Below are 19,490 nucleotides of genomic sequence, written 5' to 3'. Positions count from 1 at the left end.
GCGGAGCTATATGGCGGCGTGGCGCAAACGGTTCGCGTTGAGCACGAGGCATACCGATGACAATGCCATGGCTGCACCTGCAATCATAGGGCTGAGAAGCCATCCGGCCAGCGGGTAGAGGACGCCTGCTGCGAGAGGGATGCCAATAATGTTGTAGGCGAAAGCAAAAAACAGGTTTTGCCTGATATTGCGCATGGTTGCGCGGGACAGGGCAACAGTCCGCGCCACCCCCTGCAGGTCGCCGCTCATAAGCGTGATATCTGCCGATCTCATGGCGATATCGGTGCCTGTCCCAATAGCGAAGCCTATATCTGCCTGAGCCAGTGCCGGGGCATCATTGATGCCGTCACCAACCATGGCGACCAGTGTTTTACCGCGGTTTCTGCTGCCTCCGGCACGGCTATTATCATAGATCTCATTTTGTATGCGCTCTATCCAGTAAGCCTTGCCGTCGGGCCGCACCTCGGCAATGACCGTGTCAATTCCAACTTTTTCCGCGATATCCTGTGCAGTTTCCTTTTTATCCCCGCTCAGCAGGATGGTCCTGATCCCCAGTGCGTGGAGCTGCCGCACAGCTGCCGGAGCAGAGGGCCTGATCTCATCGTTGCTGTATGAGAACTCAGTATGGTTTCTGCTGCTTTTATTATCCCTGATATTGCCGCTTTCTCCGCCCTTGCTGCCTTCATTCCCATTGCCCTTCACCTGGGCTATGCCGCGCGTTATCGTACCTGTTTTATCGAAAACAACCGTGCCGATCCGGCGCGCATCCTGCAGGGCATGCGCTGTTGTGATCAGGATGCCGTTGCGTGCACCAAGCCCCATCCCGATCGTGACTGACAGCGGGGTAGCAAGCCCAAGTGCGCACGGGCAGGCGATAATGACTACGCTGACCGCAGTAACTACAGCATGGGCCAGCCGAGGCTGAGGACCGATGATGGACCATGCGGCAAATGTCCATATGGCGATCAGGAAGACGACGGGGACGAATACGCGGGAAATCCGGTCGGCAAGCTTCTGTACCGGTGCCTTGGTGGCCTGCGCGCGGGACACAAGGTCGATGATCTGGGAGAGGACGGTGTCGCGGCCTGTCCTGTTTACCCGGATAACGATAGGGGAATCAAGGGCCAGTGTTGCCCCGGTCGCCTGGTCTCCCGGACGGCGGTGCACAGGCTGGGATTCACCGGTTATCATAGATTCGTCGATATCACTCTCACCGGCTACAATGATCCCGTCATTTGGGACGGTATCCCCGCCTTTGACGACGAGCAGGTCGCCGGTTCTGACTGAATTGGCATCAATGATTTGGACCATCCCGCTGCCTGCGCCGGTTTTGGTACCTTCGCCGGCTTCCGATCCGGGATCTGCTTCACCGCTGCCGGTGACGGCAATTGCGGAGCTGTCTGTGGAGGGGCCGCTGGTGCCGGAATCAGGCATTTTCTGTTTCTGTGCTGCGCCTTCAGTGCTCTGAACTATTGTGCCGATATCCGGCCTGCGCCATATGTCGCTGTCAATATCTGACTGTGAGATTTTTATTGCTGTCTGGGGGCGCAGATTGATCAGGGTTTTGACTGCGTTGCCTGTACCGGATCGTGCCTGCGCTTCAAGAAGGCGCCCTACAAGGACCAGGGTTATGACGACCCCCACAGACTCAAAATACGCAGTACGGGACTGGGACGGGAGTATCTGCGGCGCAATGCATACAACAAGGCTGTATATATATGCTGCGAATGAGCCTGCTGTAACAAGGGAATTCATATCAGGGGAGCGGTGGGCGATCGCAAGCCAGCCTATACGGTGGATCGGCCAGCCGCAGTAGAACATGACGGGTGTGATGAGGACGGCCTGCCACCATGGATCCATAAGCCACGCAGGCATACCGGATATGATCATACTTCCCATAGCCGCAATAAAGACAGGGGTTGTGAGGATAGCGCCAATAAGGATAAGGCGCTTGAGTTCACGTATTTCCTGGATGCGTTCTTCCTCTTCGGTATTCTGCCGGTCAATCGGGGAGCGGGTGCTGTGCGTTTCCGGCGTGTGTACGGCGTTTGTGCCGCCTGCATTATTTATGTTGCTTATGTTATTTGTGCTGCTACTCTTCCCGGCGGCGGAATCCGCACTTTTCCTGGCGTTAGTACCTGTACCTTCCTCAGCGGCATTTGTGTCTTCCTCAGTGGCGGCGTCCGTGTTTTCCCTATTTGTACTTTTCCCTGAGACACGGAGCATCCCATGTACCATATTCATCCCGCAGGCGAAAGGGTAATCCCCCGGATCAAGCGCAGGCAGGTCAACCGAAGTTTCCTTATTCCCGGGAAGATGCGCATCAATGCCAAGATCGGAAAATACAACGTGCGAAGTGCATTCGCCCGTTTCCTGCCGGTCAAAGACCAGCTGCACGGGCATGCCGGCCTTTACTTCAACAAGTGCCGGGGAATATCCGCCTTTAACTGTTATCTGTGCCACCTGGCGTTTCCCTTCAACGGCCGCATGCCCAGCCTTGCCGGGGGAGAAGAAGAACCAGAGGATAAAAACGCTGAGCGCCGCGGCGGCTGCTATCGTGATAACCGTAATGGCAGTTCCCATAATGTACTCCTTGTGCTGCTGTATGTTACCGGCGGTCCACATCTGTAACGGTTCGCATCTGTGTAACAATCCACACCTGTAAACTGCGCGCATAGCGTATTCCATTCCGCAGTTCGCCTTTGGGCTTAAGGCTAAAGACAGTGCAGCTGGTTCGCAGCCAAAGCCATTCATTTTGCGTGAAAATTTGTGCCATGCCGGCCTCGGTTTCCCGGTCCAGATGTTCCCTTTTGCGGAGATTCGGTGCCGCATAAGGCCCGGCCCTCTCGCAGCCTAACAACTTAGCGGGCCTTCTTTCCTGTGGGATTTGGATTATCTGAAACCTATAAATTGAGGTTGTCTGAAAACCGCTGGTGGTAAAACACGCAGATACAAAAATGGTTTCGGCAGTTTCCACATTTTTTGTTTTTATATCTGCGTGTTTTACCACCAGGGGTTCCTTATTCGACCACATTGGGCAAAATAACTTCAGGACAGGGCCAGAATCCGCTAACCTTGCGCTCATGTTTGAGCTAGTACAGCAGCCCGTCCGCAGCCAGATAATGCGGTACGGAGCATGGAAGCGTCAGAATGATGCGTTTCTCCAGATGGGATCCCTCGGGCACAGGATAAGGGCTGGAAACCTTGCCGATATAACAGCAAGCCACGCCACGGCAATCAGTTTGCTGGGCGTCGCCCCGCCCCGAAGCCTTGATCCTCGCACGCATATTGTTGTCAAGGAATGGCGTAACCATCGCCATATCAATAATGTGGTCTGCCATTATTCCAAAAATGCGGATACGCTAGGCGCAACAATTGATGTTGCAGGATATTCATGTTCTTCCCCTGAGGCAGTGTTTGCCCAGATGTCTCAGTATCTTGAACTTGAAGACCTTATAGCGCTGGGGGATGCGCTTATGTGCAGGGACAGGCTGCTGAGGCGGACAACGAAATATCTTCTGGCGCGGTTCCTTGCCGATTGTGAGCGTTTCCGGGGCTCACGGAAATGCTGCAAAGCCCTCAGGCTTATCCGTGAAGATACTGATTCCCCGCGGGAAACATACCTGCGGCTGTGGCTGCTGAGATATGGGCTTCCTGAACCAACGGTCAATTATGAAGTCCAGGATGGATCCAGGCAGCGGTTCTATCTTGACCTTGCTTATCCGGAATACCGTGTTGGAATGGAGTATAATGGGAGGCACCATCATGGCCAGTGGGCGGAGGATCTTGATCGCTTCAATGCATTCCAGTCCCGGGGATGGCATATTTTCGTTGCAGAAAGCAGAATGGTAGACAATCACCTTTGGCGCGCCAGGTTTATTTCAGAGATAGCCCGCGCTCTGTATAATGCTGGAGCGACAGGTATCAATATACGGCCCAAGCCTTTGTCAGTCAGTCAGTTATGCGATGGAAGAACGGCGGTTAACCGCAGATATTCTAATGAAGCACTCAATAACCTATCTGCAGGGCTGTTATCCTGAAGGATATTTGAGATTGGGAAGAGATTTTCTGCAGGATTCGCGAATTGGCATATCAATGGGCATTCAAAATGGGTATATCAATAAGTGTGTATGAACTTTCCTGAGCATGAATTAGAGTTATCGGTATGACACACGATAGCGGAATGCACGGTAACAGGGCGGGCAGCGGCAGGACACAGGCTAAAAGCAATGACAGCAGTTTGGGAAGCAGCTCGGGAAATGATGAAAAAAGCGGTATGGGAGGCGTTGCAGGCGACAGGTCGGGCAGCGGCACAACCAGTACCGCATCCGGTAGGGCGGATAGTACCGTATCCGGCAGAACTTCTGGGGAAGGCACTTTCAGGGCTACCGGCCCCGAGGGGCTGCGTGAAGAAATCGCTCATTTGCCGGCAGATATGCTGGATCCCCGGGAACGGCTTGAACGCATGGTACGTGCCGATATTACGGGGAAGCCGTTCAGCGAACTGACAGCCGTTACCTATGACCATGAAGGCGCAGAGCTTGCCGGGCATGTGATGCTGGATACTTTGGAGGAGCATGGGTTCTCCATTGATGATTTTGATGCGGTTGGTGCCCTGACAGTGGCTGCGATCCCTCTGGTCAGCGCGGTTATGCATGCTGCAGCTTCGCGCGGGCAGGCGGTCAACGGCTTTGTAATGGATTTTGTATACCCGTCTGTGAAAGGTCCATCTGTTGAAGGCCAGCGCGTGATCCTGCTGGATGCATGGCTGTCTGAGAAATCAGTCGTCCAGACTTCGTCCCTGGTCACGCTTCGTCACGGCAATGAACTCAATCTTGATTTTGCAGTTTTGAAAAGCTGCGGTGCCCGGCTCCTGGCGATTGCATCGCTTGTGGGGAGCGTCGGCATAGGGGATGGAAGCGAGGATACGGGCAGACCTGCTGCCGGTACAGCAGATAACAGCCTGATGGGCCGCGGCGTAACAGGTGCCGGCACTGCTAAGACGATAGATATTGTGGACCCCGTAACTGGCGGCAGACAGTCTGTCCCATTCATCCCCCTTTTTGAAGGCTGATATCCGGTACCGGGAAGAGCTGGAACGGCACAGCACCAGGACCGGTATTGAGGCAGAGTTTTAGGCAGAACGATAATCATGTATGAACCAAGCGAATATACGAAACGTGTAATGGCGGCGGGCGATCCCGGGCTGAGACAGATCGGCGTAGGCCCATGGGAATCCGAACATCCGGGGGAGCCGCGGCCGTACCCGGAGGACCTTCGGTATGACCCGCAGCTGCTTGATGAAGGCGATACCCGTAATGTGATGGATCGCTACCGGTACTGGAGCGTTGAGGCGATCAAGCATGACCTTGACCAGCGCGGACGGCATATGTGTGAAGTGGCTGTTGAGAACTGGACGCATGATTTCAATATCGGATCTATCGTGCGCACTGCCAATGCATTCACTGCCCGCCAGGTGCATATTATCGGCCCGCATAAGTGGAACCGCAAGGGTTCGCTGATGACCGAGCTGTATCAGGATATTGGATATCATGCATCCGTTGATGAATTTATGCGCGACATCCGTATCCGGGACGCTCAGCTTGGGCAGGATACCCGCATTATTGCCCTGGATATTGTTCCGGGTGCAGTCCCGATTGAGAGTTATAAGTTCCCTGAAAACTGCATCCTGCTTTTCGGCTCTGAAGGCCCCGGTCTGACCGGTAAGGCGCTTGAAGCGGCCGATGATGTTGTGTATATTACACAGTACGGTTCAGTGCGTTCGCTCAACGCCGGCGCGGCTGCCGCAATAGCAATGCATGCATGGATGATGCAGCACGGGTGATCCAGCATGAGTGTTTTACCGTCGGATATTGCGGTGCTGATGTGATCTGCTGCAGCGCCGGCAAAGCACCCTGAAAGTGTCATGCTGGACTCTTATAGTTGAGGTTATGTCCAGATTTACACGACAAGATATTGAGCATTTAGGGGATCTCTCCCGCATTGCACTGACAGATGAGGAAATTGAACGCCTCCAGGGGGAATTGAATGTTATCGCTGATTCTATTGCTAAGGTGCAGGAAGTGGCGAAAGATGATGTAAAACCAACGGCTAATCCCGTCCCATTGGAAGCGTATATGCGCCCTGATGAGCCGGCGGTACCGCTGACCCAGGAAGAAGCCCTGTCAGGTGCGCCCGCCAGGGAAAACGGTATGTTTGTTGCACCTCAGATACTGGCTGACTAACGGGGAGGACAGGAAGGATTATGGCTTTTAGCACAAGCGAACGCAACAGCCTTGTCCGGCTTTCTGCAGCACAGATGGCAAAAAAGCTGGCTGATGGTGAGATATCAAGCCGTGAGCTCGTTGATGCCCATCTTGATGTGATCCATGCGGCAGAAGGCGATATCCATGCTTTCCTGAGGGTCAGTGAGGATGAGGCGCGCCGCCAGGCAGATGAAGCGGACAGGCGCCGCGCAGCAGGCGAGGATACAGGCGAGCTGGCAGGCGTGCCGGTTGCCGTTAAGGATATGATCGTCACCAAAGGTATTGAAACTACAGCCGCTTCCAAGATTCTGCAGGGCTGGGTGCCTCCGTATGATGCAACAGTGGTGGAACGGCTTAAGAAGGCCGGCATGCCTGTTTTAGGCAAGACCAATCTGGATGAGTTCGCACAGGGGTCGTCAACGGAGCACTCTGCTTTTGGGATAACGCGCAACCCATGGGATACTTCGCGTGTCCCCGGCGGCTCAGGCGGCGGCTCGGCAGCTGCAGTCGCGGCTTTTGAGGCTCCCCTGGCATTGGGGACAGATACCGGCGGATCTATCCGCCAGCCTGGTGCATTGACCGGTACCGTCGGGGTAAAGCCTACTTACGGCGGTGTGTCGCGTTTCGGAGCCATCGCTATGGCTTCTTCGCTTGACCAGATAGGCCCTGTATCACGGACCGTGCTTGACGCAGCCTTGCTCCAGGAGATCATCGGCGGTTACGACCCTAAGGATTCAACTTCTATCCCGAAGCCTGTGCCAGCTCTTGCTGAGCAGGCCCGTCTGGGGGAACGCAGGGACCTTAAAGGCGTCCGGATCGGGCTGGTAAGGGAACTTGGAGGCAAGGGGTTCCAGGCCGGTGTGGAAGCGCGGTTCAACGAGGGAGTGGAACAGCTCAGGGCAATGGGTGCTGAAGTGGTTGAGGTCTCATTGCCGCATGCAGAGTATGCGCTGGCTGCGTATTACGTGATCATGCCTTCGGAGGTCTCCAGCAACCTGGCCCGGTATGACGGCATGCGCTACGGCCTGCGTGTTATGCCGCCTGAAGGCGAACCGCAGACCGCCGCTAATATGATGGCTTATACACGCGAAGCAGGTTTCGGCGATGAGGTGAAGCGCCGTATTATCCTGGGGACGTACGCGCTGTCAGCCGGCTACTATGATGCGTGGTACGGTTCCGCTCAGAAGGTGCGGACCCTGATCATCGAAGATTTCAGGAAAGCTTTTGAACAGGCTGATGTGCTCGTATCGCCCACATCACCGTCTACCGCATTCAAATTCGGTGAAAAAATGGATAACCCTATGGAGATGTATATCAATGACATTGCCACCATCCCGGCAAACCTGGCTGGGGTGCCTGCGATGTCCGTTCCCTGCGGGTTAAGCGATGACGGGCTTCCGGCAGGTTTCCAGTTTATTGCGCCCCAGATGCAGGACGATAAGATGTATAAACCTGCTGCGGCGCTTGAATCCGCCCTTGAAGAAAAGTGGGGCGGCCCGGTCTGGAAGGCAATGGATGCGGCGTGGCTCAATACAGGCAGCGATACCCGCCCAGAGCAGGCTGAGTAGGGCACAGGAAAGGATACAGTAAATATGGCTGAAAAATTGATGAAGTTTGCTGATGCTGTTAAAAAATACGATCCTGTGATCGGGCTTGAAGTACATGTGGAATTAAGTACACAAACAAAGCTTTTCTGCCCTGCAGAAGTCCATTTCGGCGGCGAGCCCAATTCCCAGCTGACCCCTGTGTCCCTTGGGCTTCCGGGCAGCCTTCCGGTCGTGAACAGGATGGCTATCGACTACGCTGTTAAGCTCGGGCTGGCTTTGCACTGCAATATCGCTGAATGGTCGCAGTTCGCGCGCAAGAATTATTTCTATCCTGATATGCCGCGTGATTATCAGATCTCCCAGTATGATAAGCCGCTGAATGGTGAAGGGTACTTGGACGTTGAGCTTGAAGACGGTGATATTTTCCGTGTGCCTGTGGAACGCGCGCATGTTGAAGATGATGCCGGCAAGAATACCCATGTGGGAGGTGCCGACGGCCGTATTGAAGGGGCCGACCATTCGCTTGTGGATTATAACCGTGCCGGGGTGCCGCTGGTGGAGATTGTCACCAAACCCATAACGGGGGCGGGTGAACGTGCCGCAGAAGTAGCAGGCGCGTATGTGCGCACGATCCGCGATATCGTGCGCGCTCTGAATATTTCCCACGCCCGTATGGAACAGGGGAATATGCGTGCTGATGTTAATGTGTCGCTGCGCCCGTCCCCTGAGGCCCCACTGGGGACACGCTCAGAAACAAAGAATGTCAATTCCTTCCGCGGGATCGAAAAAACGATCATTTATGAGATCAGACGCCAGGCTGCGATCCTGGATGACGGCGGCGAGATACTGCAGGAAACCCGCCACTGGGACGAAGCGTCGCAGGCTACTGCGGGCGGCCGCGTAAAGACTGATGCGGACGATTACAGGTATTTCCCTGACCCTGACCTTGTTATGGTCCATGTGACGAAGGGGCATATTGATGAGCTGGCTTCGCAGATGCCTGAGATGCCTCGGGAACGCCGCAACCGTCTCCAGGGCGAGTGGGGCTTCTCCGATCTTGAGATGCGCGATGTAGTCAACGCTGATGCCCTGGACCTCATAGAAGCCACCATCGCCGCTGGAGCCACTGCGGGCGGGGCCCGCAAGTGGTGGCTTGGCGAGATCAGCCGTGCAGCCAATGAGCGTGAAACGCTGCTGGAGGATATGCCCATTACCCCGGCTGATGTGGCGCGGGTGGAAAAGCTCGTAGCTGAAGGCAGGCTTAATGACAAACTCGCCAAGCAGACGGTTGCCGGCGTTCTCGCCGGTGAAGGCACACCTGATGAGGTCGTCAGAAAACATGGGTATGAGGTCGTTTCCGATGACGATGCCCTTGAAGCGGAAGTAGATAAAGCCCTTGCCGCCGATCCGGATATTGCCGCAAAGCTGAAGGCCGGCAATATGAAGCCGATGGGCGCGATCATCGGTGCGGTTATGAAAGCTACACGCGGACAGGCTGATGCTAAAGCTGTATCTGCTATTGTTATGCGGAAGGTCAAAAGCTGAAGCCGAAGGCTGAAGGTCGCCGACATATTAAGGAAATCAATCGAGATGACACGATCCGATATGACACCAGAATCAACAGTTCCGCACACAGCTGACGGGGAGAAGCCGGATTCTCCGCAAAATCAGCCGCCGGACAGCCCTCAGGGCGCACAGGGCCGTGATACGCATAAAGGTATGCAGGATGTACAGAAGGACATTCGCGCGCTTCCATCCAGCATTTCTATCCCTGAGATTGAGGGGGAGATGCTGGTCCTCCGGCCGGCAGTATGGGAAGACTGTGAAAAGCTTGATGAGCTTGATGCATTCCATGATTCTGCGCGGATCACAGGCAAGAGCAAGGAAGCGGAGCGCTCTACTGTGCGTGCGTGGGTGTCCCGGTACCTGTCATGGTCCCGCGGGGAGTTGCGTGCCCAGGAGAGTTTCTCTGACCCTGAAGCCCGAGGGGTCATAGCCTGGTCTATGTTTGCTCAGTCTGACCTTACAGGCTCTGACGATAAGAACGAAAGCGACGGCAACGGGTTTGTCCTTATCGGCATGGTTTTCCTTATTGATATTGACGGCTGGGCCAAGTCGGCGCGTATCCAGGTCCTTCTTGGCCGCGATTACCGCTCCCGCGGTTTTTCCCGTGACGCCATGCCGCGTGTTATGACGTATGGTTTTGCCCCTGAGCCCGCAGGGCTGGGTATGCATCGCATCTGGGTAGGGGTACCGCAGCGTAATACCCGTGCCTCAACGGTCTACAAATCCCTTGGTTTCACAACAGAAGGCAATTCACGTGATGCTTTGTGGGATAACGGGAATGAGCGGTACCAGGACCTTGAGGTCCAGGGCATGCTTGCAGATGAGTTCGATCCGATAGGCTCCCTTGAAGCATTCGGGATGCGCCCTATTATGACGAATCCCGGGATCCGCGAGGCGATGTCGATGCACGAGCATTCCATAGAGATTGAACAGCACAGGTCTTTTGTCCGTAACGTTGCTGATATATCTTTTGATGATGAGGCTTCTTCCGCAGTATCGAACCGCGAGAACTGGCGCGGCAACCATATTGACGGATATGACGAGTACGGCCCGGAAGAAGGAACTGATGATACCGACGGTATCCCTTCGCAGATTGGGCAGCAGGATATAGCCGATGCGGCCGGGATACCTGCACAAGGCGGAGACTCCACCGGGGCTGGGACTTCTGCGCAGCAGGGCAGTACAGGGGATCCCGGATCCGCCAGGAAGTCCGGGGATCCTGCCGTTCATGGTATTTCCAACAGTCCTGATGGCACCGGTTCGGAAGCCGATAGGCGGGAGGTATCAGGCATATCCAATAGTCCAGGCGAAGCCGCCGGGCAGGATAGTGCAGAGGCGCCGGATACGTCTGATACGTTACATGGGTCCGGTCCATCCGGCGCATCGCAGAAGGTCCCATGGTGGCGCCGGCTCGGCAGGAACCGGAGGCGTGACCAGTAGCTACCAGTAGCTGTACGCAGCTGTATGTACAGCGCACCTGGCGGCCGTCTCGCCCCGCCGTGCAGTCCGCCGCTTTATTTTTCAGGGAAAACAACAGGAAAGGATCTCAATTATGAGTGCAGAAGATCTTGACAGGTACGAAACTGATGCGGAACTCTCCCTGTACCGTGAGTATAGGGACGTTATCAAGCTTTTTACTTATGTTGTTGAAACCGAAAGGCGTTTTTACCTGGCTAACAGGGTCGATTTCAACACGCGCTCTGCAGGACAGGATGTATATTTCGATGTCCAGCTGACCGATGCATGGGTATGGGATGTGTATCGTCCGAGCCGTTTTGTTAAAAGCGTCCGCATTGTCACTTTCAAAGATGTTAATGTAGAAGAGATACAGAAAACTGACATTGACGTCCCCCAGGGTATATAAAGCCGGGCGATAGTTTTATTCGCCCATATCGGTAAAATAGTTAAGCTAAGTATGGCTTTTTATTGGTTCCTATAAGGAGGAAATGTGCCAGAAAAGAAGAAAGTCGTTATTATCGGCGGAGGCCCTGCAGGCCTTACAGCTGCATGGGAGCTTGTTAAAGACAGCTCAGATGCTTATGATGTGACCGTCCTTGAAGCCACAAAAGAATTCGGCGGCATCTCCCGTACAGTGAAATACAACGGGAACCGCATGGATATCGGCGGGCATCGTTTCTTTTCCAAAGATGAAAGCATTATGAACTGGTGGAAAGAAGTACTGCCTCTTCAGGGAGCCCCTTCCTACGATGACAAGAAGCTGGGCCGCCATCATGATCTGGAACCGGACGGGCCTGACCCTGAAAAAACCGATAAGGTCATGCTGAAGCGCCATCGTGTTTCCCGTATTTTCTGGAACCAGCATTTCCTTGATTATCCGATCACGCTGAGCCCCGGCACACTGAAGGCTATGGGACCGAAGATCACTATCGAGGCCGGGTTCAGCTATCTGGCATCTGTTTTCCATAAACTCCCTGAAACAAGCCTGGAGAACTTCTATATCAACCGTTTTGGCCGCAAGCTCTACTCTATGTTTTTCGAGGGGTATACCGAGAAGCTGTGGGGCCGCCATCCTTCTGAGATATCAGCTGACTGGGGTGCCCAGAGGGTCAAGGGCCTGAGCATCATGAACGTGCTGAAGAATGCGTTCCTGAAGCTGATGCCTAAGCATAAGACTGATAATTCCAAAGTCGAAACTTCCCTTATTGAGGAATTCTGGTATCCCAAGCTTGGTCCGGGCCAGCTGTGGGAAACTGTTGAAGAGAATTCCCGTGCTAAGGGTGTCAAGGTACTGACCGGTTCAACAGTCACAAAAATAAACCAGGCTAACGGCAGGATAGCTTCTGTTTCTTACGTTGATGAAAGCGGCAAAGAGAACACGCTCCAGGCTGATGAGTTCATTTCTTCCATGCCCTTGAAAGATCTTGTCAATGCTATTGATAAGTCTGATACCAAGGCACCGCAGGATATGAAAGAGATTGCTTCAGGCCTTCCGTACCGCGATTTCGTCACAGTTGGCCTGCTGGTCAGGAAACTCCGCATCCGTAATAATACGGATATCCCCACGCTTGGGCATCCGCCTATTGTCCCCGATAACTGGATCTATGTCCAGGATCCCGGCTACAAAGTCGGGCGTTTCCAGATTTTCAACAACTGGAGCCCATATCTGGTCAAAGATGTTGACGATACTGTGTGGATCGGAATGGAGTATTTCTGCAATGAAGGTGACGACTTCTGGAACCTGAGTGATGAGGAAGCCGCAAACCTTGCGATAAAAGAACTTACCCGCATGCGTGTTATCAGCGGCAAGCAGGATGTCCTGGATTCGCACCGTGAGCTTGTCCAGAAGGCATATCCGGCGTATTTCGATACGTATAAGGATATCGACCAGCTTATTGAATATCTTGATTCATTCGGCAATCTGTACTGCGTGGGCCGTAACGGGCAGCACCATTACAATAACCAGGATCATTCGATGGCTACGGCTATTGAGGCCGTCGGCAATATCAAGTCAGGAAAGACATCGAAGAAGAATGTCTGGTCAGTGAATACTGAAAAGTCATATCACGAGTCCAAATAGATTTTAGCCAGGATACCTGCTGGGGGTCTGCCGTGATCTGATCCCCAGCAGATGCTGGGATCCGGCTGGCGTTTTGACAGGGTAAACCAGCCCCAAGGCTTGGGGCTGGTTTACCCTGTGTGTATAATGGGATTTTGCATGTGTCGGATCTGGTTTGCCGCATAGGGCCGGATCTTTCAGGTCAAGCTGGCCGTGCGTTACACGGCCTGCGGATTGTCACAGCTGTATACAGGCAAACCTGGATACACCTCAATTTTTATCATGCACTGGTATGCGGCGGTGATGGAGGATAATAATGAACGCTGTAGAACAGTTTGAAGCAAAACAGCTTAAAGATGCTGCAGGCATCCCGGATTTCCGTTCCGGGGATACCGTCAAGGTAAACGTGAAGATCCAGGAAGGCAATAACGCACGTATCCAGGCTTTCCAGGGTGTTGTGATTGCCCGCAGCGGTGCCGGGCTGCGCGAGACTTTCATAGTCCGTAAAGTCAGTTTCGGCGTAGGTGTGGAAAGGCGCTTCCCTGTACATTCCCCAGTGATCGACTCTATTGAGCTCGTGCGCAGAGGCCGTGTACGCCGTGCAAAGCTTTACTATCTGCGTAAGCTGCGCGGAAAGGCTGCACGAATCGTTGAGCGCCGTGATAATACGCAGAAAGCTAATGCGCAGAAATCAGAGTAGCTCTGATTACAGCTATCCGGTTTTCTTGAGTATTTAAGGAGCCCCAGGGAAAGTTGACCTCTTGGGGCTCCTTCCAAATCAGCAGGTTACAGAACAGATTAGTTGCAGCATGGCGGACCAGGATAAATCCAATAACCTTTTTGACGGTTCCGGGCTGATGGACAGGACCCAGATATATGCCCGGAGGAAGTCAGCCGGACAGTCGGCCCGGCGTGTGCATTCCAGAAATTTTGATCCTGCAGGCAGAAGGTACATTATCCCCCAGTACGGCAAGCGGGCTGCACGGAGGAAAGAGGCTGCGGCATATATACGGGATACCCTTATAACCATTATCCTTGTCGGCATCATTATTGCGCTTCTGCGCACTTTCGTTATCACGCAGTATATTATCCCGTCATCCTCAATGGAGGATACCCTCCCTGTCGGTTCCCAGGTGCTGGCTAACAAGCTGATGAGAGGGGAGTCTTCCCTTAAACGCGGGCATATTATCGTTTTCAAAGATACCCATGGGTGGCTGTCTTCATCGGAATCAAGCAGTACACAAGGCGGTTTTGCCGGCCTTTTCAATAAGATAACTGGGAACAAAAATGGTGACAGGTATCTGATAAAGCGGATCATCGGGCTTCCCGGGGATACGGTCGCATGTGAAGGGGCAGGCCACCCTATCACCGTGAACGGGCAGCCGATCAATGAAAGCTCTTATCTGAAGCCTGGGACAGATCCCAGTGATGTGGCTTTTACAGTACGTGTAACTGCAGGGAATATATTTGTTATGGGCGATAATCGTTCCAATTCCGCCGATTCACGCTATCATACCGATGACGGCAATAACGGTCTCGTTCCTATGAGCGCTGTTACCGGGGTCGCAGTAGCTGTGATCTGGCCTGTTTCCCAGTGGCGCGGGCTCACCGGCGGGACGAAAGTTTTTGACAATGTCCCTATCCCTTACAACAGTTAGCGGTACCCGTCTCATGGATAATCCCGCATCCGGTCCGGACTCCGCCCATCCAGGCTTTCCGCAGGGCAGGCAGCGTGCAGTCCTTCCGGCAGCAGTTTCCCCGACATGGGATATTGAATTACAGACGGTCCATTCTGCTTCGCAGCAGGATACCAGCCGGGGCGGCTATGGCCAAAGTAATTTTGATATAGTGATTGGATGCGATGAGGTGGGCCGCGGATGCCTCGCCGGCCCCGTTATGGTGGGGGCCTGTGCTTTTAGCGTCCCGTCAGTACTCAGCAAAGCTGCCGGTTCGCTGTTCCCTGCGGGGCTTAAAGATTCCAAAATGCTGTCGGAAAAGAAAAGGGAACAGCTCGTGGATCCGGTACAGGAGTGGTGCGATGCGTATGCGGTAGGCAGTTCAACTAACCAGGAGATCGACAGGCAGGGGATCATGGCGGCTTTGGGTGATGCCGCTGCCCGCGCGATCAGGCATATACTGGAAACCGTCGGCTGTTCCTGCGGAGAAGCTGCGGTGATCCTTGACGGCCCTCATGATTACATAACCCCTGCCATCGAAGCCGGCGGCGAGGCATATCCTGTCCTGTCCGGCTGCGGAATAGAGGTATTCCCGGTCGTCAAAGGCGATCAGAAATGTGTCAGCGTTGCCGGGGCATCTGTTATTGCCAAAGTCACCAGGGACCGGTACATGGTTGGCCTGGCCAGCCGCCATCCTGAGTGGGCGGCTTACGCATGGCAGAAAAACAAGGGGTACGGGTCTGCGGAGCATCGCCGGGCGATCCGGTTATATGGGGCAACGCCTTATCACAGGGTCTCATGGAACCTGGGGTAGGGGGGGCATCCTCCTACCATTTTGCCGCCGGATTTTGCCGGCATCCGGTAAGCACTGCCCGGAAACCTTTTTGCCGGGTACCGGGTTTTACAGCGTCCGGCACATCCTTCTTTTCTTCGGCGCCTCTGTTGAGTATTCTGATTCGGGCCTACATGAGCAGCGCCCGCCGGACGCGCGCAATATGGCGGCGTGATTCGTATGCGAAATTAATGAGGATAAACAGGCAGACAAAGGCGACAGGCAGCATATGGCGGTCGAAATTATTGGCCGGCGACATAACCATGACCCCCATAAGCATCAGCAGCGGAAACTGCCTGAGAAGGTATTTCCACCGTTTGAGGATGAATTCTGCACACATAAGGAGAAGGCATATGATCACGTAGAAATTGCCGTGGATAAGCCATCCCAGTATGGGTTCTGACGAGACTGTATCTGTTGATGACTGCACGAATACACGCACCTGCGGGAAATAATAACGCAGCCACTGCGACTGGGTATCAAGCTGCGGCGTCTTGATATAGTATGCGGCCCCGGTGTAGGGCTCATCATTGATATCAAAATATCCGTAAACTTTAGCCATAAAAGCGTCATAGTAGATCACAGGATTGCGCTTGCCCAGTTCAAGCCATGCCTTATTAAATTTTTCCATATCTTTGGCTGTTACTGTCCGCCACTTATATGTTTCGATTTTGGAATCGGTCCCTGAAGATTTGACTTTATCGGCATCATTGGGGAAATAAGTGATCCCCATAGCATAAAGGTTGAAAATAGGTGACAGGTCGTTTTTAGTTTCCGTGGAAATATTAAGCGGGGCAAGCTTCATCGTCCGTGCGATCTGCTGGATCTGCACCCCCCGGCTTTCAATGGGATCCCCGCTGATTATAGCCCCCGTACCTACAGCTATATTAAGCCCCACCTGGAAGATAACCAGAGGGATGGCAAGCCCTATGAGCCAGGTGCGCCATCGTGCACGGCTGGCAATAAGGACGAGGATGCACTGCACAGCAATAATATAGACAGCATATTTTGCGGATATGAGCATAGCTCCGCTGCTTATAAACAGTCCTGCAGTAAGCCTCCTGGATATTTTTACGGATGGTGCTGCAGCAAATATTTCGTACCACTGGCCGAACCACCATAAGAAAGCAAAAGCGAAAACGGGGGATTTCGTCAGGGCAGAGATGCTGAACAGCGGAAGCGGGTTAAAAGCAAAAAATGCCAGTATGATAAGGCGCGTCCACGGCCCGGCAGGAGCCCTCTGCTCAATAGCGTTTGCACGGCCGTATGTATATGCCGGCCGTGCAAAACGGAAAAAGCGGGCCATAGTAACAGAAACACAGAAAAGTGCAAAAACCGCCTGCAGCCCTGAAGCAATAATAAGGCCCCAGTCCTTTGATCCCGTCCACTGGTTGGAAAGCTCAAGTGTACCGCCGGTAAACAGGGTAAGCACAATATTGTGCTGATTGGTGAGGTAAGTGGACGTAGCCGGCCACAGATAGTGGGCTATAGGATAGATATCCGCCACATTGAAAGATTCAGAATAAGCGGGTTTCCCGCCCTGCATGAAGTAAGCCCACCGGTTTACTTCACTCCACTGTGATATTGCATCAGCGCTGAACACAGTGGGTATGAAGATGAAAAAAATACCCCACACAACAGCAAGGACGCAGGCAATCTGCCAGGAATACCTCGTATGGCTGACGATCCAGGGGCGCCAGTTGCTGCGGACCAGGTGTGCAGCATGCTGTATGGCCTGTGCAGCAATTCCGGCGATCCTTTTGGCTTTCCCCTTCCTGCCGGAGGGCTTCCGTTCTACATCTTTTGCTGATGTTTTAGCTGCATTCCTGTCCGGAGCGCTGCGGCCTGCCCTTAAACGGACCGCAACTTTGCGCACTGTGCTGCGGAGCATCATCCCGGAATCCCTGCAGAGCCGGACGGCCGCGGGACCAACAGTATCGAGGATATATGACTGTGCACAGCGCCATATTCCCCTGATCCGCGAATGCGCCTGGCTTATATTCACAGCGATCCCGACGATCCCCATATAACCGGCAAAAAAAGTGATAAGCAGTATCCAGTTATGTGCGCGGAAAGAAGTGATAGAGGAATTTGCGCGATACAGCGGCCCGACCGCGGTGCATAATGCCATCCATGCGCATACAAGGGAAACTGCTGTCCAGCGCAGGATAAGCCAGAAACGCGCCAGCCTGGGATGCTGCGGCTGATGGAAGGGGCTGGAGGCGGTGCCGGGAACAGACGCTGCAGCGCTGTCTGCTGCCTCAGGACCTGCCATCAGATACCCCATTCGCCTGTTGCCGATTGCCTGTCAGTGGAGCGAACGACGGGAATCGAACCCGCGTAATCAGTTTGGAAGACTGAGGCTCTACCATTGAGCTACGTTCGCATCGGCTGTCCAGCCAGCCAAATCACTATTATACATAACTCGTGGAATATGCCGCGCCGCCTACGTTCCTCCCGCATTGCTAATCTGAATGTATGGCGCGAAAACGGATCACTATAGCAGCGAGCCGCCCGGTGCGGGATGAGGTGGTGGAATCCGCCGAGAAAAACGGCATATCTGTTGCAGATGTGCAGCGCAGACGGGCGCATCCGGTGCTTATTGCTGTGTTCACCGTCCTGGCCCTCGGTGCGATAACTGCCCCGTACGGCGCGGGACGTTTCCTGGCGCTGGAGCATACTGCCGAAGTGTCCCGGGCCCTTGCGCCTTATGACGCACGGAGCATGGTATTCCTGGCATGGGCTGTCACGACGCTTACATTTATGGCTTTCGGCATGGTCTTTATGGATAACCGTAGGGTTTTATGGGGGTTTGTGGCCCTCTTCCTGTTTTCGGCACAGCAGTTCATCTGCGGTATAGCGCTTGTGAAAACGGGTTTCTGGTACGGGACCCGCGTAGTGTACGGTGCTTACGCCAATTACGCCAATTCGCTTAATGTGGGGGTCTTTACGTCGGCTGCAGGCCTTGCCGTATTTGTGGTGGTATATCTGTTTATCCTGTTTACAGTAAAAAAGACGTCATCTTTCAACGTCCTGTCGCGCAGCTGGGTGTCGCTGATCAGTTTCAGCATTATTGAGGTAATAGTGCTCTTCCTGGCTTATCTAAGCGGTATAGCCGGCATTTTTATCTCCTAGGCATTCCCAGCTATCCTTAGGTACACGTCCTCCTATAATGGCACTGTCCTCTATAGGCAGGGGCAACAATTTAATCTGGAGTAATCAAACCATAGGAAAATGGAGAAAAATAATGTTGAAAGGCTTTAGGGATTTTATTGCCCGCGGCAATATGGTAGAGATGGCTGTTGCCTTTGTTATGGGTTCCGCTGTAACAGCTATTGTGACATCTCTGGTAGATAGCGTTATCAACCCTCTGATAGCAGCTATTTTCAGTATGCCGGATATGGACAAGGTGTGGAACGTGACTGTGAATGGTTCCGTAGTCAGGTTCGGGTCTTTTGTCGGCGCGATCATCAACTTCCTGATCATCGCCCTCGTCGTATATTTCTGCATCGTTGTCCCCATGAACAAGCTTGCTGAAATGTCCAGCCGTAAAAAGGAAGAGGGCAAGGAAGAGCTTTCTGACGAAGAAAAACAGACCCAGCTCCTTGCCGAGATCAAGTCCCTGCTGTCCGCTCAGGGCCAGGGCACTTCAGGGGCAGGGCAGGCAGCCTAGGCTTACCTAGCCTTGCCTGTATCTGTACCTCGGGTTTTCGCACTCGCGTGCTATAGTATGACGCGGCGTATATATCGCCCGCGGATACAGAGCGCTTCAGCATAAGGCTGGGGCACCGCGCAACGGACTAAGGAGGCCATTGTGGCACTTACTAATGCAGAAAAGCAGACGATTATTTCTGAGTACGCAACTCATGAGGGTGACACAGGCTCCCCTGAAGTACAGGTTGCCCTGCTTACCGCGCGTATCAATAATCTCACTGTCCATATGAAGCAGCACAAGCATGATTACCATTCAGACCGCGGGCTGCTCCTCATGGTCGGTGAACGCCGCCGTATGCTTGAATATCTGAGGGATAAGGATATCAATCGTTATCGTTCGCTTATTGAGCGTCTCGGACTGCGTCATTAAAC

General features: G+C 53.7%; 17 protein-coding genes and 1 tRNA gene. 15 read left to right on the top strand and 3 right to left on the bottom strand.

The window, feature by feature from the left end; genetic code table 11:
* Positions 1 to 6: 6 nt before the first annotated feature.
* Positions 7 to 2,583 (bottom strand): HAD-IC family P-type ATPase, encoded by a 2,577-nt coding sequence (locus tag HMPREF9156_RS0104305; protein ID WP_007147564.1) that lies wholly within the window; start codon positions 2,581 to 2,583, stop codon positions 7 to 9.
* A gap of 500 nt (positions 2,584 to 3,083) precedes the next feature.
* On the opposite strand from HMPREF9156_RS0104305, the gene HMPREF9156_RS0104300 reads away from it, so the two are divergent.
* From HMPREF9156_RS0104300 to HMPREF9156_RS06885, 12 genes are all read left to right on the top strand, one after another.
* Entirely contained in the window at positions 3,084 to 4,040 is a 957-nt protein-coding gene (locus tag HMPREF9156_RS0104300) for a hypothetical protein (protein ID WP_017147496.1), read from the top strand.
* Between the two features lie 143 nt (positions 4,041 to 4,183).
* On the top strand, positions 4,184 to 5,074 hold the full coding sequence (locus HMPREF9156_RS0104295) for a hypothetical protein (protein WP_017147495.1): 891 nt from the start codon (positions 4,184 to 4,186) through the stop codon (positions 5,072 to 5,074).
* Between the two features lie 78 nt (positions 5,075 to 5,152).
* Entirely contained in the window at positions 5,153 to 5,845 is a 693-nt protein-coding gene (locus tag HMPREF9156_RS0104290; protein ID WP_007147561.1) for a TrmH family RNA methyltransferase, read from the top strand.
* Positions 5,846 to 5,951: 106 nt separating this feature from the next.
* On the top strand, positions 5,952 to 6,245 hold the full coding sequence (gene gatC / locus HMPREF9156_RS0104285; protein WP_007147560.1) for an Asp-tRNA(Asn)/Glu-tRNA(Gln) amidotransferase subunit GatC: 294 nt from the start codon (positions 5,952 to 5,954) through the stop codon (positions 6,243 to 6,245).
* Positions 6,246 to 6,265: 20 nt separating this feature from the next.
* Complete coding sequence (gene gatA, locus HMPREF9156_RS0104280) at positions 6,266 to 7,834, top strand: Asp-tRNA(Asn)/Glu-tRNA(Gln) amidotransferase subunit GatA (protein WP_007147559.1); 1,569 nt, start codon at positions 6,266 to 6,268, stop codon at positions 7,832 to 7,834.
* A gap of 24 nt (positions 7,835 to 7,858) precedes the next feature.
* On the top strand, positions 7,859 to 9,358 hold the full coding sequence (gene gatB, locus HMPREF9156_RS0104275; protein WP_007147558.1) for an Asp-tRNA(Asn)/Glu-tRNA(Gln) amidotransferase subunit GatB: 1,500 nt from the start codon (positions 7,859 to 7,861) through the stop codon (positions 9,356 to 9,358).
* 45 nt (positions 9,359 to 9,403) lie between these two features.
* Positions 9,404 to 10,819, top strand: coding sequence for a GNAT family N-acetyltransferase (locus HMPREF9156_RS0104270; RefSeq protein ID WP_007147557.1), 1,416 nt, complete (start codon positions 9,404 to 9,406; stop codon positions 10,817 to 10,819).
* A gap of 112 nt (positions 10,820 to 10,931) precedes the next feature.
* A complete protein-coding gene (locus HMPREF9156_RS0104265) occupies positions 10,932 to 11,243 on the top strand; it encodes a DUF2469 domain-containing protein (RefSeq protein ID WP_007147556.1) in 312 nt (103 codons plus the stop codon).
* Positions 11,244 to 11,327: 84 nt separating this feature from the next.
* Positions 11,328 to 12,917, top strand: coding sequence for an NAD(P)/FAD-dependent oxidoreductase (locus HMPREF9156_RS0104260; RefSeq protein ID WP_007147555.1), 1,590 nt, complete (start codon positions 11,328 to 11,330; stop codon positions 12,915 to 12,917).
* 295 nt (positions 12,918 to 13,212) lie between these two features.
* Positions 13,213 to 13,596 (top strand): 50S ribosomal protein L19, encoded by a 384-nt coding sequence (gene rplS, locus HMPREF9156_RS0104255; protein ID WP_007147554.1) that lies wholly within the window; start codon positions 13,213 to 13,215, stop codon positions 13,594 to 13,596.
* Between the two features lie 109 nt (positions 13,597 to 13,705).
* Positions 13,706 to 14,554 (top strand): signal peptidase I, encoded by an 849-nt coding sequence (gene lepB / locus HMPREF9156_RS06890; protein WP_017147493.1) that lies wholly within the window; start codon positions 13,706 to 13,708, stop codon positions 14,552 to 14,554.
* Positions 14,529 to 15,386 carry a ribonuclease HII gene (locus HMPREF9156_RS06885; RefSeq protein ID WP_007147552.1) on the top strand — a complete coding sequence of 286 codons (858 nt, stop codon included), beginning with the start codon at positions 14,529 to 14,531 and terminating at the stop codon, positions 15,384 to 15,386. The genes lepB and HMPREF9156_RS06885 overlap by 26 nt, the downstream gene beginning before the upstream one ends.
* Before the next feature lie 148 nt (positions 15,387 to 15,534).
* On the opposite strand, the gene HMPREF9156_RS0104240 is transcribed toward HMPREF9156_RS06885, so the two are convergent.
* Entirely contained in the window at positions 15,535 to 17,679 is a 2,145-nt protein-coding gene (locus HMPREF9156_RS0104240) for a DUF6020 family protein (RefSeq protein ID WP_007147551.1), read from the bottom strand.
* Between the two features lie 37 nt (positions 17,680 to 17,716).
* Positions 17,717 to 17,790, bottom strand: a tRNA-Gly gene (locus HMPREF9156_RS0104235).
* A 92-nt stretch (positions 17,791 to 17,882) separates the two neighbouring features.
* On the opposite strand from HMPREF9156_RS0104235, the gene HMPREF9156_RS0104230 reads away from it, so the two are divergent.
* The 3 genes from HMPREF9156_RS0104230 to rpsO all read left to right on the top strand — a co-directional run bounded on the left by HMPREF9156_RS0104230 (position 17,883) and on the right by rpsO (position 19,488).
* Complete coding sequence (locus HMPREF9156_RS0104230; protein ID WP_231198066.1) at positions 17,883 to 18,539, top strand: hypothetical protein; 657 nt, start codon at positions 17,883 to 17,885, stop codon at positions 18,537 to 18,539.
* Between the two features lie 112 nt (positions 18,540 to 18,651).
* The gene (mscL, locus tag HMPREF9156_RS0104225; RefSeq protein WP_007147549.1) at positions 18,652 to 19,077 is read left to right on the top strand and encodes a large conductance mechanosensitive channel protein MscL; all 426 of its coding nucleotides are present in this window, start codon (positions 18,652 to 18,654) and stop codon (positions 19,075 to 19,077) included.
* A gap of 141 nt (positions 19,078 to 19,218) precedes the next feature.
* Complete coding sequence (gene rpsO / locus HMPREF9156_RS0104220; protein ID WP_007147548.1) at positions 19,219 to 19,488, top strand: 30S ribosomal protein S15; 270 nt, start codon at positions 19,219 to 19,221, stop codon at positions 19,486 to 19,488.
* Positions 19,489 to 19,490: the final 2 nt, after the last annotated feature.

It is taken from the genome of Scardovia wiggsiae F0424 (assembly GCF_000269605.1).
Taxonomy (GTDB): domain Bacteria; phylum Actinomycetota; class Actinomycetes; order Actinomycetales; family Bifidobacteriaceae; genus Scardovia; species Scardovia wiggsiae.
Note: the sequence above shows the minus strand (reverse complement) of the source record. Positions and strands in the feature narration are given on the sequence as shown.

What these genes read in the sequence shown, in the direction of transcription:
- mscL (WP_007147549.1), top strand. Translation starts at nt 18,652, where the DNA reads ATGTTGAAAGGCTTTAGGGATTTTATTGCCCGCGGCAATATGGTAGAG.
- HMPREF9156_RS0104300 (WP_017147496.1), top strand. Translation starts at nt 3,084, where the DNA reads ATGTTTGAGCTAGTACAGCAGCCCGTCCGCAGCCAGATAATGCGGTAC.
- HMPREF9156_RS0104305 (WP_007147564.1), bottom strand. Translation starts at nt 2,583, where the DNA reads ATGGGAACTGCCATTACGGTTATCACGATAGCAGCCGCCGCGGCGCTC.
- HMPREF9156_RS0104265 (WP_007147556.1), top strand. Translation starts at nt 10,932, where the DNA reads ATGAGTGCAGAAGATCTTGACAGGTACGAAACTGATGCGGAACTCTCC.
- HMPREF9156_RS0104230 (WP_231198066.1), top strand. Translation starts at nt 17,883, where the DNA reads ATGGCGCGAAAACGGATCACTATAGCAGCGAGCCGCCCGGTGCGGGAT.
- gatC (WP_007147560.1), top strand. Translation starts at nt 5,952, where the DNA reads ATGTCCAGATTTACACGACAAGATATTGAGCATTTAGGGGATCTCTCC.
- lepB (WP_017147493.1), top strand. Translation starts at nt 13,706, where the DNA reads ATGGCGGACCAGGATAAATCCAATAACCTTTTTGACGGTTCCGGGCTG.
- rplS (WP_007147554.1), top strand. Translation starts at nt 13,213, where the DNA reads ATGAACGCTGTAGAACAGTTTGAAGCAAAACAGCTTAAAGATGCTGCA.
- HMPREF9156_RS06885 (WP_007147552.1), top strand. Translation starts at nt 14,529, where the DNA reads ATGTCCCTATCCCTTACAACAGTTAGCGGTACCCGTCTCATGGATAAT.
- gatA (WP_007147559.1), top strand. Translation starts at nt 6,266, where the DNA reads ATGGCTTTTAGCACAAGCGAACGCAACAGCCTTGTCCGGCTTTCTGCA.
- gatB (WP_007147558.1), top strand. Translation starts at nt 7,859, where the DNA reads ATGGCTGAAAAATTGATGAAGTTTGCTGATGCTGTTAAAAAATACGAT.
- HMPREF9156_RS0104295 (WP_017147495.1), top strand. Translation starts at nt 4,184, where the DNA reads ATGCACGGTAACAGGGCGGGCAGCGGCAGGACACAGGCTAAAAGCAAT.
- HMPREF9156_RS0104240 (WP_007147551.1), bottom strand. Translation starts at nt 17,679, where the DNA reads ATGGCAGGTCCTGAGGCAGCAGACAGCGCTGCAGCGTCTGTTCCCGGC.
- HMPREF9156_RS0104270 (WP_007147557.1), top strand. Translation starts at nt 9,404, where the DNA reads ATGACACGATCCGATATGACACCAGAATCAACAGTTCCGCACACAGCT.
- HMPREF9156_RS0104290 (WP_007147561.1), top strand. Translation starts at nt 5,153, where the DNA reads ATGTATGAACCAAGCGAATATACGAAACGTGTAATGGCGGCGGGCGAT.